Origin of the sequence: Vibrio sp. B1-2 (assembly GCF_963888445.1) — a bacterium.
Taxonomy (GTDB): domain Bacteria; phylum Pseudomonadota; class Gammaproteobacteria; order Enterobacterales; family Vibrionaceae; genus Vibrio; species Vibrio anguillarum.
Genome location: NZ_CAWPJH010000043.1, coordinates 137544 through 151874, shown reverse-complemented (window position 1 = coordinate 151874; position 14331 = coordinate 137544). Strand labels below are relative to the sequence as shown.

The 14331-nt window shown below is 46.5% G+C and carries 13 protein-coding genes; 2 read left to right on the top strand and 11 right to left on the bottom strand.

Going from position 1 to position 14331, the window contains the following annotated elements; translation table 11 throughout:
• Positions 1 to 3: 3 nt before the first annotated feature.
• From recA to cysP, 6 genes are all read right to left on the bottom strand, one after another.
• Positions 4 to 1050: a recombinase RecA gene (recA, locus tag AACQ75_RS16460; protein WP_010320444.1), complete on the bottom strand. Its 1047-nt coding sequence runs from the start codon at positions 1048 to 1050 to the stop codon at positions 4 to 6.
• Between the two features lie 133 nt (positions 1051 to 1183).
• Entirely contained in the window at positions 1184 to 1675 is a 492-nt protein-coding gene (gene pncC, locus AACQ75_RS16455) for a nicotinamide-nucleotide amidase (RefSeq protein ID WP_013857707.1), read from the bottom strand.
• A 114-nt stretch (positions 1676 to 1789) separates the two neighbouring features.
• Positions 1790 to 2917: a sulfate/molybdate ABC transporter ATP-binding protein gene (locus AACQ75_RS16450; RefSeq protein ID WP_094131718.1), complete on the bottom strand. Its 1128-nt coding sequence runs from the start codon at positions 2915 to 2917 to the stop codon at positions 1790 to 1792.
• Positions 2914 to 3777, bottom strand: a complete 864-nt coding sequence (gene cysW, locus AACQ75_RS16445) for a sulfate ABC transporter permease subunit CysW (RefSeq protein WP_017047535.1) — start codon at positions 3775 to 3777, stop codon at positions 2914 to 2916. Before cysW ends, AACQ75_RS16450 begins: the two co-directional genes overlap by 4 nt.
• A 10-nt stretch (positions 3778 to 3787) precedes the next feature.
• On the bottom strand, positions 3788 to 4645 hold the full coding sequence (gene cysT, locus AACQ75_RS16440) for a sulfate/thiosulfate ABC transporter permease CysT (RefSeq protein WP_017046719.1): 858 nt from the start codon (positions 4643 to 4645) through the stop codon (positions 3788 to 3790).
• A 66-nt stretch (positions 4646 to 4711) separates the two neighbouring features.
• The gene (cysP, locus tag AACQ75_RS16435; RefSeq protein ID WP_010320449.1) at positions 4712 to 5713 is read right to left on the bottom strand and encodes a thiosulfate ABC transporter substrate-binding protein CysP; all 1002 of its coding nucleotides are present in this window, start codon (positions 5711 to 5713) and stop codon (positions 4712 to 4714) included.
• Between the two features lie 212 nt (positions 5714 to 5925).
• Between cysP and cysM the strand changes: the two genes are divergently transcribed.
• Together cysM and mutS are read left to right on the top strand one after the other, a co-directional pair.
• Positions 5926 to 6816 carry a cysteine synthase CysM gene (gene cysM / locus AACQ75_RS16430; RefSeq protein ID WP_170889097.1) on the top strand — a complete coding sequence of 297 codons (891 nt, stop codon included), beginning with the start codon at positions 5926 to 5928 and terminating at the stop codon, positions 6814 to 6816.
• A 242-nt stretch (positions 6817 to 7058) separates the two neighbouring features.
• Entirely contained in the window at positions 7059 to 9647 is a 2589-nt protein-coding gene (mutS, locus tag AACQ75_RS16425; RefSeq protein ID WP_129532237.1) for a DNA mismatch repair protein MutS, read from the top strand.
• A 132-nt stretch (positions 9648 to 9779) separates the two neighbouring features.
• Here the strand turns inward: mutS and rpoS are convergent, their stop codons facing one another.
• The 5 genes from rpoS to truD form a co-directional block, all read right to left on the bottom strand.
• The gene (gene rpoS / locus AACQ75_RS16420) at positions 9780 to 10781 is read right to left on the bottom strand and encodes an RNA polymerase sigma factor RpoS (protein ID WP_170889081.1); all 1002 of its coding nucleotides are present in this window, start codon (positions 10779 to 10781) and stop codon (positions 9780 to 9782) included.
• Positions 10782 to 10853: 72 nt separating this feature from the next.
• Positions 10854 to 11786 carry a murein hydrolase activator NlpD gene (gene nlpD / locus AACQ75_RS16415; RefSeq protein WP_170889096.1) on the bottom strand — a complete coding sequence of 311 codons (933 nt, stop codon included), beginning with the start codon at positions 11784 to 11786 and terminating at the stop codon, positions 10854 to 10856.
• A 5-nt stretch (positions 11787 to 11791) separates the two neighbouring features.
• The gene (locus AACQ75_RS16410; protein ID WP_013857716.1) at positions 11792 to 12418 is read right to left on the bottom strand and encodes a protein-L-isoaspartate(D-aspartate) O-methyltransferase; all 627 of its coding nucleotides are present in this window, start codon (positions 12416 to 12418) and stop codon (positions 11792 to 11794) included.
• Positions 12418 to 13164, bottom strand: coding sequence for a 5'/3'-nucleotidase SurE (gene surE, locus AACQ75_RS16405; RefSeq protein WP_170889080.1), 747 nt, complete (start codon positions 13162 to 13164; stop codon positions 12418 to 12420). The genes AACQ75_RS16410 and surE overlap by 1 nt, the downstream gene beginning before the upstream one ends.
• Before the next feature lie 12 nt (positions 13165 to 13176).
• Complete coding sequence (gene truD, locus AACQ75_RS16400; protein ID WP_170889079.1) at positions 13177 to 14274, bottom strand: tRNA pseudouridine(13) synthase TruD; 1098 nt, start codon at positions 14272 to 14274, stop codon at positions 13177 to 13179.
• Between the last annotated feature and the right edge of the window lie 57 nt (positions 14275 to 14331).

Here is a 14331-nt window from a genome sequence, read left to right as displayed (position 1 = left end):
ATATTACAACTCTTCTTCTTGAGGCATTTCGCTCAAAATAGGTTCTTCAACAATTAACTCGGCTGGATTGAGCAGCATTTCACGTAACTTAGTATCAAGAGCCATAGCTGCAGCTGGATTCTCTCTCAAGAATTTACAGGCGTTTGCTTTACCTTGACCAATTTTATCACCGTTATAGCTATACCAAGCACCCGCTTTCTCAACCAATTTATGTTTCACACCAAGATCAACCAATTCACCTTCACGGTTAAAACCTTGTCCGTAAAGAATTTGAGTATCCGCTTGTTTAAAGGGAGCCGCGATTTTGTTCTTAACCACTTTAATACGCGTTTCGTTACCCACGACTTCGTCACCCTCTTTAATAGAGCCTGTACGACGAATATCTAAACGAACTGAAGCGTAGAATTTAAGGGCATTACCACCTGTTGTGGTTTCAGGGTTACCAAACATCACACCAATTTTCATACGGATCTGGTTAATGAAGATGCACATGCAGTTGGACTGTTTTAGGTTACCCGTTAACTTACGCATCGCTTGAGAAAGCATACGTGCTTGCAAGCCCATGTGGCTATCGCCCATTTCACCTTCAATTTCAGCTTTTGGTGTCAGTGCAGCCACAGAGTCAATGACGATAACATCAATGGCACCAGAACGGGCCAAGGCATCACAAATTTCAAGCGCTTGTTCACCCGTATCAGGTTGTGAAACCAACAGCTCATCGATGTTTACACCCAGTTTTTTAGCATAAATTGGGTCAAGGGCATGTTCTGCATCGATAAAAGCACAGGTTTTACCCACTCGTTGTGCTGCTGCGATCAATTCCAGCGTTAACGTTGTTTTTCCTGATGATTCAGGGCCGTAGACTTCAACGATACGTCCCATTGGTAAACCGCCAGCACCCAATGCAATATCCAAAGAAAGTGAACCGGTAGAAATGGTTTCAACATCCATTGTACGGTTGTCACCAAGGCGCATGATCGAACCTTTACCAAATTGCTTTTCAATTTGACCCAGTGCTGCGGCTAGCGCCTTCTGCTTATTTTCGTCCATTACTTTCTCCAAACTGTCGCTGTGGGTAGCGGCTCGTTAAATTTTTTATCGACTCTTTAGTCGCCAATTGGGGTTAATTATACTGTTGATTCATACAGTGTCTATAGCTGTGTCGAAAAAATTTCGACTAGGTTCAATTTGGCTGCGATAAAAAGTGACTCACCACTTGTAATGCATGAGTAATCGCCTGCTTGCGCACCTGTGCGCGATCACCTTTAAAACAAAGCGTCTCAGCACGTTCCCAGCCTTGCTTAGAAGCCCATGCAAAGCATACGGTTCCCACTGGTTTTTCTGCGCTACCGCCGTCAGGACCAGCAATACCACTGATCGCTACACCAATAGTGGCTTGGGAATGCAAAAGTGCTCCTTGTACCATTTCGCGCACAACGGGTTCTGAAACCGCGCCAAAATCCACCAGTGTCTGTGCTTTGACACCGAGCATCTCTTGTTTAGCGAGATTACTGTAGGTCACAAATGACCGCTCAAACCAAGCCGAACTTCCTGCAACCTCGGTAAGTGCAAATGCCACACCACCGCCAGTGCATGATTCAGCACTGGTGAGGATCTCTTTTTGTGCTAACAATTGCTGACCTAATTGCTCACTTAATGCAAAAATCGCTTTCATTACGCCCTCTCCAAAGCCACGTTATTTTCGCTTGAACCTTTATAGCAGATTGAATCATCAGAAAACAGAATGGGCACGCAAGCGTGCCCATTCTGAATCGTTCGTCCGTTGTATTTAGATCTCAAACATTAAACTATCTGCGTCTAAGAATGGCCAACGAATGGTGTGCGGAGTGCTGCTCTCCCCACCAAAAAAGTAGCCCACTTGTGGTGTAGCAAAGGTTTTGTCACCTCGTGTGAGCGGTTGTTCACTCAATGCTCTATGGGTTAATTTTGCTTCCCATAATTGCTCACTCTCCCAGCCTACTGGCACGAGTTCCACTCGCACTTCCGCGCCAACAGGATTGACAGAGACCACTTCAAAAGGCAATGAAGCTTGGCTATTTTGTTTGTTCGATAGGCTCAACTCATGGCTGCGTACATACAACTTTCCTGATTGATTAATCGCGTGATCTTTCGGCGGTAAGATAAACGATTGACCGTTGACCCACTGCTCGTTATTCCAGTTGGCTTGGAAGACATTCACATTGCCAAAAAAGTCAAAGACGAAGCGACTGTTCGGTTGAGCATAAAGCTGCACTGGCGAGTCGATCTGTTCGATGCGGCCATTGCTCATTACGACCACGCGATCAGAGAGTTCAAGTGCTTCATCTTGATCGTGGGTGACAAATACGCTCGTAAAACCGAGCTCTTCGTGCAAGCTGCGCAACCAGCGGCGCAATTCTTTACGCACTTTGGCATCCAGTGCGCCAAAAGGCTCATCCAGCAGTAGCACTTCCGGCTTTGTTGCAAGAGCGCGAGCCAAGGCGATGCGCTGCTTTTGCCCGCCGGACAGTTGTTCAGGATAGCGCTCAGCTAAATGGCCAAGTTGTACAATATCCAATAGCTGTTTGACTCTTTTGGTGATCTCCGCCGCCGCTGGTCTATGACGGCGATCCATCACTTGCAAACCAAACGCAACATTGTCGGCCACCGTCATATGACGAAAAAGTGCGTAGTTTTGGAACACAAAGCCAACTCGGCGCTCGCGGACGTGGACATGAGTCACATCGCGATCTCTAAAATGAATGGTTCCACTATCAGCACCTTCAAGGCCGGCAATAATGCGCAACAAAGTGGTTTTGCCTGAGCCTGAAGGACCAAGTAAGCCAATCATCTCGCCATCATCAATCTGTAACGAGAGCGGAGAGAGCGCTTGAAATTGACCAAATTGTTTGGAAATGTTGTCTAAACGTATACTCATACCGTCTCTTGCTCTCTGTTCGTTTTTGTCTGATTGTTGTGTTGACGCCATTCAACATAAGCTTTAAAAACTAAGGTTAATAATGCAATGAAAGCCAATAGTGAGGCGCTAGCAAACGCCGCTTCCGATTGATAATCTTCATACAGTAGCTGCACATGTAGCGGTAAGGTATTGGTTTCACCACGAATATTGCCAGACACAACTGCTACTGCACCAAATTCACCAATGGCACGCGCATTGGTTAGGATGACACCGTAAATCAACGCCCATTTAATATTCGGTAAGGTGACGCGACGAAACAGTTGCCACCAAGATGCACCCAAAATAACCGCCGCTTCTTCATCCGAGCGGCCTTGCTGCTGCATCAGCGGGATCAGCTCACGAGCAACAAACGGGCAAGTCACAAAGACCGTGACCAATAAAATTCCCGGCCAAGCAAACATCACTTGCAGATCGCGCTCAAACAACCACTCGCCCAACCAACCGCTGCTGCCGTAAAGCAGTAAATACAGAAGGCCTGCAACAACCGGTGATACGGCAAACGGAATATCAATTAAAGTAGTTAATATTTTTCTACCCGGAAATTCAAAACGAGTCACTGCCCAAGCTAATAACACGCCGAACACTAAGTTAATTGGCACCGTGAGTAGCGCAACTAGCAGTGTTAAACCAATGGCATGACGCGTATCGGGTTCAATTAAATGACTAATATAAGTCGATAAACCACTGGCAAAGGCTTGTTTGAAAATGCTCACTAGCGGGATAATCAGCAGCAATGCAACCCAAAACAGCGCAAAGCTAATCAAACTCCACTTCACCCAAGGTGCTTCACCGACTCGTAACGGTTGATGTGCTTTCATCATCGGTTCCTTAACGTCCATGAATTCGACGCAGGTATGCGCCTTGCCATAGATTGATCAGTAGTAGCAGCGATAACGATGCCATCAATACTACCGAGGCAATGGCACTCGCCGCCGGAAAATCAAATTCTTGTAAGCGTACAAAAATCATTAATGAGGTAATTTCACTGACGTAAGGCATATTGCCCGCAATGAAAATCACTGCACCAAACTCGCCCAAGCTACGCGTAAATGAGAGTGCAATACCAACCAATAGTGCTGGACGAATCGAAGGCATGATCACTTTCCAAAATACGGCGCTGTCTGATGCGCCTAACGTCATTCCCGCTTCTTCCTCTTCTTTGGATATCTCTTCCAAGACGGGTTGTACCGTGCGCACCACAAACGGAATACTGGTAAACGCCATCGCGACAACAATCCCCAAGGGGGTATAAGCCACTTTAATTCCAAGCTCGCCAAGTACGCTGCCCACCCAGCCATTGGATGAGTAAAGCGTCGCCAACGTGATGCCTGCAACGGCGGTAGGCAAAGCAAACGGTAAATCGACTAAAGCATCAAGAATACGTTTGCCATAAAAATCATAACGAACCAGCACCCAAGCGAGCAATAATCCTAGCAAGCCATTAAACAATGAGGCGATGAGTGCCGCGCCCACCGTTACTTTGTAACTGGCCAGTACGCGAGGGTCCGCCACCACCTGCCAATACTCGGTGAGCGACATTTGGCTCGTCTGCATAATCAAACCACTAGCGGGCAATAGCAGCACTAAGCTGACAAAAAACAGCGAAGTACCGAGACTAATACCAAATCCGGGTAGCACCCTTTTATGGCGTGGGCGAGATAAAGAAGCGGTGAAGGAATGGCTCATAAACCCTCGAAACAAAACGGATGCGTAAGAAAACCACCCACACTCAGCGCAGGTGGCGATGACGAATTAACGACGTTGAAGTTGGTCAAGCTTCGCGCCATTGGCAAAATGAAGTTTCATGGCATTTTCCCACCCGCCAGCAATGCTCTCAACTGTTAGCAATTCAACTTCAGGGAAGCGATCAGCAAATTCTGCGTTCACTTTTTCATCATGAACGCGGTAATTAAACCCAGCCAGCAAACGTTGCGCTTCTTCACTGTACAGATAAGCGAGATATTCGTTGGCTACCTCAAGCGTGCCTTTACGCTTGGCATTTTTTTCCACCACGGCCACGGGAAACTCGGCCAAGATAGAAGTCTTAGGCACCACAACTTGATATTCATCCACGCCATACTGCTGACGAATATTGTTCACTTCAGATTCAAACGTAATCAGCACATCGCCAATGCCACGTTCAACAAACGAAGTAGTCGCACCACGGCCACCAGTATCAAATACCGCTACATTAGCTAAAAATTGTTTGAGGAATTGATCCTGCTCGGCTTGGTTTTCTTTGCCAAAAGTCTTTTGTGCATAACCGACCGCGGCCAAATAGGTATAACGTGCATTACCTGAGGTTTTAGGATTGGGGAATACAGAAGCCACATCAGCTTTGGCGAGATCGCCCCAATCTTGAATATTTTTTGGATTTCCCTTGCGAACTAAAAATGCGGTCGTGGAGTAGTAAGGTGAGCTTGCATTGGGCAATTTTTCTTGCCAATTAGCATCGATAAGCTTGCCGCGATCGTGCAGCACCTGAACATCCGTTACCTGATTGAATGTCACTACATCGGCGGCTAACCCCTGCAAAATTGAGCGAGCTTGCGCAGATGACCCACCGTGCGACTGTTTGATCTCCACTGTTTGGCCTGTCTTTTGTTGCCAGTGTTTTTCAAACACTGGGTTATAAGAAGCAAACAGCTCGCGAGCGATGTCGTACGATGAGTTGAGAATGGTTTGATCCGCGGCCGAAACATTCAACGATCCTACGGCTAATAAGCTGGCTAAGGCTGACTTGATGAACTTCATATATTGCTACTCCCTAATCACTACGGCCAAAATGGCGTCCTTGGCAATTAGAGTATGGGGAAAATGAATTATAACAAAGAGGATAACTAGAACTTTTTGGAATAAACTCTAGCAATAAATTGTATGCCAGTTACCAGCACGACTTTATAGTAGTGTTCAGTAAGGTGGATACGTCATCTTACTCTTCCGACTAAAAAATTAAGGACAACATGATGGCGGACTTTCCAACGATTGAAGCATATGTCGGGCAAACGCCTTTAGTTCGCTTGCAGCGACTGGCGGCTCACACCTCAAGCACCGTATTGGTCAAGCTAGAAGGCAATAACCCAGCAGGTTCAGTCAAAGATCGCCCAGCGCTCAATATGATAGTGCAAGCAGAGCGTCGCCAAGAGATCCAGCCGGGCGATACCATCATTGAAGCGACCAGCGGCAACACGGGTATTGCGCTGGCAATGGCGGCCGCCATCAAAGGCTACAAAATGATTTTAATCATGCCAGATAATGCCACCCAAGAGCGTAAAGACGCGATGAAAGCGTATGGTTGTGAGCTCATTTTAGTCAGCAAACAACAAGGCATGGAAGGAGCGCGCGATTTAGCATTAAAAATGCAAAGTGAAGGCAAAGGAAAAGTACTCGATCAATTCAATAACCCCGACAACCCGCAAGCTCATTTTGATTCAACTGGCCCAGAAATTTGGCAACAAAGCCACGGGGAAATCACCCACTTTGTCTCTAGTATGGGCACAACGGGCACCATAATGGGCACTTCTCGCTATCTAAAAACGAAAAATCCAGAGATAAGCATTGTCGGTTTACAACCAGCAGAAGGCAGTGCAATTCCGGGCATTCGCCGCTGGCCTCAAGCTTATTTACCCGGTATTTTTGAATCATCACGTGTTGATGTGGTACTCGATATCGAAGAGCAAGATGCCATCAATACAGCTCGTGCTTTGGCAACCCAAGAAGGCATTTGCGCTGGCGTCAGCTCCGGAGGCGCCGTTTTCGCTGCGTTACAAATCGCGCAACAAAATCCCGGAGCGGTGATTGTCGCCATCATTTGCGATCGAGGCGATCGTTATCTCTCATCCGGTCTTTTTTCTTAGATCAAATCTCCACCCCAACGGGCTAATCAGTGCTGACGCGCTCATCATTCTTTAGCCCTTGGCTTTGCTTCCACATCAGCATCCCTTGATTGCTCAGCAATAGCGAAGTTTGTTATCCTCTCCAACTATTTAAATGCATGTTCTGACGATTCTTTCTAACTCATGTCAGAGCTAAGGCCGCTGCCATTCCTGTAGGGTGGTCATTTTCACAGTCAGCCATTGATAATCGAGTGACGAATAACATGAGCAAATCCAGCGCATCTTCCGCCGAGTCTTCACCACAGCACACCCCGATGATGCGGCAATATCTGCAATTGAAAGCCGAAAACCCCGATATTCTGCTCTTTTATCGGATGGGCGATTTCTACGAGCTGTTTTACGATGACGCTAAACGCGCATCGCAATTGCTGGAAATATCACTCACCAAACGCGGTGCTTCTGCGGGTGAGCCTATTCCAATGGCGGGCGTTCCCTATCACGCCGTGGAAGGTTACTTAGCGAAATTGGTACAACAGGGCGAATCCGTCGCGATTTGTGAACAAATTGGCGATCCTGCCACCAGCAAAGGCCCCGTTGAGCGTAAAGTGGTGCGGATTGTCACGCCCGGCACGGTCACGGATGAAGCCTTGCTCTCTGAGCGAGTCGATAACTTAATTGCCGCCATCTACCACCACGATGGTCGCTTTGGCTACGCAACCTTAGACATCACTTCAGGGCGCTTCCAACTGAGTGAGCCAGAAACCGAAGAGGCGATGGCCGCCGAACTGCAACGCACCGCACCGCGCGAACTGCTCTTCCCTGAAGATTTCACGCCAGTCACTTTAATGGGCAATCGCAAAGGAAACCGTCGCCGCCCTATTTGGGAATTTGAGTTAGAGACAGCAAAACAGCAGTTGAACCAACAATTTGGTACGCGTGATTTGGTCGGTTTTGGCGTAGAACAGGCTAAACTGGGCTTATGCGCCGCTGGCTGCTTGATTCAATACGTGAAAGATACGCAGCGCACTGCACTGCCTCATATTCGTTCACTGACGTTTGATCGCCAAGATCACTCGGTGATCTTAGATGCCGCCACGCGCCGTAATTTAGAGATCACGCAGAACTTGTCCGGTGGCTTTGATAACACCTTAGCGGAAGTGCTCGATCATTGCGCCACCCCAATGGGCAGCCGCATGCTCAAACGCTGGTTACACCAACCGATGCGCTGTATTGATACGCTGAATCAACGCCTTGATGCGATCGGCGAGTTGAAACAGCTTGCTCTGTTTAGTGAATTACAACCTGTGCTGAAACAGATTGGCGATATTGAACGTATTCTTGCTCGTTTGGCATTGCGTTCCGCTCGCCCAAGAGACTTAGCACGCCTGCGACATGCGATGCAGCAATTGCCGCAGCTCAGTGAAATACTGCAACCCTTATCGCAACCTCACTTAGTTCAGTTAACTCATCATGTACAGCCATTGGATGAGCTGTGCACACTGCTTGAGCGAGCAATCAAAGACAACCCACCAGTTGTGATTCGTGATGGTGGCGTGATTGCCGATGGCTACAGCGCCGAACTGGATGAATGGCGTGATTTAGCCAACGGCGCAACCGAATACTTGAATAAATTAGAAGCTGAAGAGCGCGAACGTCACGGCATTGATACGCTAAAAGTCGGCTACAACGCGATTCACGGTTTCTACATTCAAGTCAGCCGTGGCCAGAGTCACCTTGTTCCTCCCCACTATGTGCGCCGCCAAACGTTGAAAAATGCCGAGCGTTATATTATTGCCGAGCTAAAAGCACATGAAGATAAAGTGCTCAACTCGAAATCAAAAGCACTGGCAGTGGAAAAGCAGCTTTGGGAAGAGTTATTTGACTTATTGTTGCCTCATTTAGAGCAGATGCAAAACCTTGCATCTTCGCTATCGCAGCTCGATGTGTTGCAAAACCTTGCCGAGCGCGCTGAAAGCTTAGATTACTGTCGCCCGACCTTGAGTAAAGAGCCAGCGATCCATATCCAAGCTGGCCGTCACCCTGTCGTTGAGCAAGTGATGAATGAACCCTTCATTGCCAACCCAATTGAGCTCAATCCGCAACGAAAAATGTTGATCATTACCGGGCCTAACATGGGCGGTAAATCGACCTACATGCGCCAAACTGCATTGATTACTTTATTAGCGCATATCGGTTGCTATGTGCCAGCAGAAGCAGCACACATCGGTTCGATTGACCGCATCTTCACCCGCATTGGTGCATCGGACGATCTCGCCTCTGGTCGCTCTACTTTCATGGTTGAAATGACCGAAACTGCCAACATTTTGCATAATGCGACACAAAATAGCTTGGTATTGATGGATGAAATTGGCCGCGGAACCAGTACCTATGATGGGTTATCATTGGCTTGGGCAAGTGCACAATGGCTCGCAAGCCAAATTGGCGCGCTAACGCTATTTGCCACTCATTATTTTGAACTGACCGAGCTGCCAAACCAGCTACCTCACTTAGCCAACGTGCATTTAGATGCCGTGGAACATGGCGATAGCATTGCCTTTATGCATGCGGTTCAAGAAGGAGCGGCAAGTAAATCTTACGGCCTAGCAGTGGCAGGTCTTGCTGGCGTGCCTAAAACAGTGATCAAAAACGCGCGCGCTAAACTGTCGCAGCTTGAATTACTAAGCCAGCAACAACCTAATAGCAGTAAAAGCTCAACTGTAGATATTGCTAATCAACTCAGTTTGATCCCAGACCCAAGCGAAGTCGAACAGGCATTAGCAGCTATTGATCCTGACGATCTAACGCCTCGCCAAGCGTTAGAAGCACTTTATCGCTTGAAGAAGCTAATGTAACAATCTGATATTAAAAATAAAAAAGGCATCGATTTTAAGTCGGTGCCTTTTGTGCTTTTATGCAATAGTTTTATAAATCAACGGTTTTATAAATCAATGGTTTTATGAATCAAGGTCTTGTTGAACCAACCTTTAGTCGTATTCAACATTAAACAGCGCTTCCATGTTCAAGCCTTGTTTAACCAAGATCTCTCTCAAACGACGTAGGCCTTCCACTTGAATTTGACGAACTCGTTCACGAGTTAAGTTAATTTCGCGCCCTACCTCTTCTAAGGTGGACGGTTCATAACCTAATAGTCCAAAACGGCGTGCAAGTACCTCTTTTTGTTTTGGGTTCAGTTCATCTAACCAATTCAGTAGTGATTCACGGATATCATCATCTTGCGTAGAAATTTCAGGATCAGAGTTGTTCGCATCTGGGATGATATCGAGTAGTGCTTTATCACCATCGCCGCCAATCGGTGTATCAACAGAACTGATACGCTCGTTCAGACGTAGCATTTTACTGACATCTTCTACTGGCTTATCCAGTTGGAACGCAATTTCTTCTGCGGTAGGTTCGTGATCTAACTTCTGCGACAGCTCGCGAGCCGTGCGAAGGTAGATATTCAACTCTTTAACGACATGAATTGGCAAACGGATAGTGCGCGTTTGGTTCATTAATGCACGTTCAATGGTTTGACGGATCCACCAAGTAGCATAGGTTGAGAATCTAAAGCCACGTTCTGGATCAAATTTTTCTACCGCGCGGATCAAGCCTAAATTACCCTCTTCAATTAGATCGAGCAAAGCTAAGCCACGATTACCATAACGGCGAGAAATTTTAACGACCAAACGTAAGTTACTTTCGATCATGCGTTTACGAGCAGCTTCATCGCCTCTCAGTGAACGACGAGCATAAAGTACTTCTTCTTGGGCTGTTAATAATGGAGAAAAACCAATCTCGCTAAGATACATCTGTGTTGCATCTAAGCTTTTTGTTGACGCGTCAAATCCTTCTTTAGCATCTTCGATTTGAACATCGTCATCGCTTTGGCTTTTAGTGATGGTGAGTTCTTCATCAACCTCAATCGAATCCATGATCTCTTGGTCTTCAAACTCTTCGACTTTCGTTACTGCATTGCTGATACTCATAGCGCCTCCCCCTGGCGAGCTAGCAAGACATTACTACTTTCTAATGTCGCTACATGACTCTTTCAAGTATGTTTACGGTAAGTAGCGTTTTGGATTCACCGACTTACCTTGATAACGAATTTCAAAGTGTAAACGAACACTGCTGGTTCCTGAGCTGCCCATGGTTGCTATTTTTTGGCCAGCTTTAACACTTTGTCCTTCTTTTACCAGTAACCGATCGTTATGAGCATAAGCACTGAGGTAGTTATCGTTATGTTTAACAATCACAAGATTGCCGTAACCTCTTAATGCATTTCCCGAATAGACAACGGTTCCTGCAGCAGTTGATAAAATGGATTGACCACGCTGTCCTGCGATATCGATCCCTTTATTTCCTTGATCGCCTGCTGAAAAGTTTTTAATTATTCTCCCTTGTGTCGGCCATAACCATTTTGAAACTTTATCATCTTTTGGTTTAGCAAAGGTTACATTAGCATTAACATTTTGCTTACCTTTTGAATCAACATACTCTTTTGATTTCGATTGTTCAACTACCTTAGGAGGATCTTTCTTTGCGACTTTGGTCGAAGAACTTGCGGCATTAGATCCACTATTTTGATTAGAGTTTTTACTCACTCCGTCTACAACCATTGGGGGGGAAACTAAGCCAGCCATTGTGCTCGAAGGGGCTGCAGCCACAATGACTTCTGTTACACCACTACCACCGTAAGCAGGAGGCGTGTAATTGGGGATCCATAATTTGAGTTTTTGACCGGGATGAATGGTGTAAGGTTTTTTTAAATTATTGAAACGGATCAAGTCGTTTACATTTTTATCTGTGACATAAGATATAAAATAGAGCGTATCGCCTTTTTGCACTTCGTAAAAACTGCCGCGATAACTACCACGAGGAATGGCATTATAGTCTTTATTGAGCCCAGAAACGGGTGCAGGAGTATGAGCAGCACATCCGATAAGGACGCTACTCATTAGCACCATTATTACTCTGTTTCTTAGGTTACTCATCATCACTAAGCTAAATCACCGGCAACTAAAGGAACAAAACGCACCATCTCAATGGTGTTAGAAATAAAATCATCGCCTTGGCGAACTATTTTCAATAACTGTTGCTCACTACTGCCGACAGGGATCACTAAACGGCCACCTTCCGCAAGCTGATCAAGCAGCGCATTTGGGACAAATTCGGCCGCTGCCGTAACAATGATCGCATCAAAAGGAGCTTTAGCATCCCAGCCCAACCAGCCATCACCATGCTTAGTGGAGACGTTATAAATATCAAGTTGCTTTAAACGACGCTTCGCGTCCCACTGTAATGACTTGATCCGTTCAATCGAATACACGTGCTCAACCAACTGGGCAAGCACAGCGGTTTGATAACCCGATCCTGTGCCAATTTCTAAGACCTTACTCTGCGGCTCAAGTTCTAAAAGCTGCGTCATTTTTGCCACAATGTAAGGTTGTGAAATCGTTTGTCCTTGGCCTATCGGCAAGGCATTGTTGTCATAGGCTTGATGCATCATCGCCTGAGAAACAAAGCTTTCTCTTGGCAAACAATGAATGGCATCCAAAACGGTTTGATCTTGGATACCATTCGCGATCAGAAATTCAATTAATCTGTCGGCATGTGGATTGGCCATTACCCTTTTTCCTTCAACCAGTTATCCATACTTGGCAGTGACTCATGAGCCGTGAGATCAACCTGCAACGGCGTCAAGGAGACATAGCCATGCTCAATCGCATAGAAATCAGTCCCTTGCCCTGCATCTTGCTCTTTACCCGGAGGACCTAACCAATAAATATCATGCCCACGAGGATCTTTCTGCTTAATCATACTTTCTGCGTGATGGCGAGCACCTAAACGCGTCACTTGAATACCCGCTAACTCCCCAAATGGACGATCTGGTACGTTCACATTCAATAATCGATTGGTTGGGATCGGGGCATTGAGATGCTGTTCGACCAACTGGCGTGCTATCTGCGCTGCCGTAGTAAAATTAGCCGTCCCGACCAATGAAAACGCGATCGCTTGCACCCCAAGAAAGTGCCCTTCCATCGCCGCCGCAACCGTGCCCGAATAGAGCACGTCATCGCCCAAATTCGCACCATGATTGATGCCTGTCAGCACCAAATCAGGCAGATCATCTTTGAGCAGTTCATTGAGTGCAAAATGCACACAATCGGTTGGTGTGCCTTGCACTGAATAGGTATTGGGTGCAATGAGATCCACACGAAGCGGCTGCTCTAATGTCAGCGAATTGGAGGCTCCTGACCGATTACGATCCGGCGCGACAATCACGATCTCGGCGAGATCCGCCAGCTCGCGTGCTAGGGTATTTAAACCTTGCGCGTATACACCATCATCATTGCTTAATAAAATCTTCATCGAGTTTTTTCCTTAGAACTCGCGTTCAACCGCTATCTCTTCAACCAATTCGCGAATGACTGAGGTAGCAAAACTTCCTGCATCTAAATCAAAACGTAACGTCACATTGTCTTGTTCAACTGTCCAAGAAAGATTCTGAGGCTTAAGCATCACCGTCCTGCGCTCATGACGCATACGATTGCTGCGGATCAGTGCCATCAAGTCAGGTTCAGCATCAAGGTGAACTTGTTCTAAATCTAAAGCCTCGCCTTGCGTCGGTAGTGCGTTATCGCCCGCCAAAGCAGCACTTATTTGCACTTCATTCAATGCCAGTTTGTTATTGAGATCGGTAAGATTCGCCAAGGTGACTAAGATCGTGTTATCTCCCTCAAGTGCGATATCTCCTTCGATAAATTGGTGTAACTTATCTTGCTCGATACGGGCAGAGACAATTTGGTTGAAAATCCACGAACGGGCCGCCGAGAGATACAAACTGCGCTGATTTTGGTTACGTGAACGCACGTTCTCTTTTCCCCAGCGACGCGCTTCACTGAGGTTATTGCCGTGATTGCCAAAACGTTGGCTACCAAAATAATTAGGCACACCGTGCGTGGCGATGTGCTCTAATCGCGTCACTACTTCGGCGGTGTCGGTGACTTCAGAAAGCGTGATTTCAAAATGATTGCCGACTAAATCTCCGGGGCGCAACTTTTTATTGTGACGCGTAGTTTCCAGAATTTCGATGCTCGGATATTGAGCCAAAAACTCGGTGAAATCTGGCGTCTCACCTTTTGGTAAATGTACACTGAGCCACTGCTGCGTAACCGCATGACGATCTTTCAGACCAGCCCAACTCACATCTTTTGATTTCACACCACATGCTTTAGCCAATTCATTGACCACAAAACTGGTATTTTCACCAGTTTTACGAATATGAACCATTAAGTGTTCACCACTTCCTGCCAGTTCGAATCCTAAGTCTTCAATCACTTTAAAGTGCTCTGGCTTGGCTTTTATTTTGGCTTTAGCGGCTGGTTTACCACAAAGGTAAGCCAATGAAGATAATATATCTGACATGTTTTCATCCGTCGCTGACGCGAGTTGGCGGTAATAATAAAAACAGCGACGCATGAGCCGCTATTGCGCGTTACTGAGCGTGCCATTCGTTGGCGGTAGTCCATCAATAAC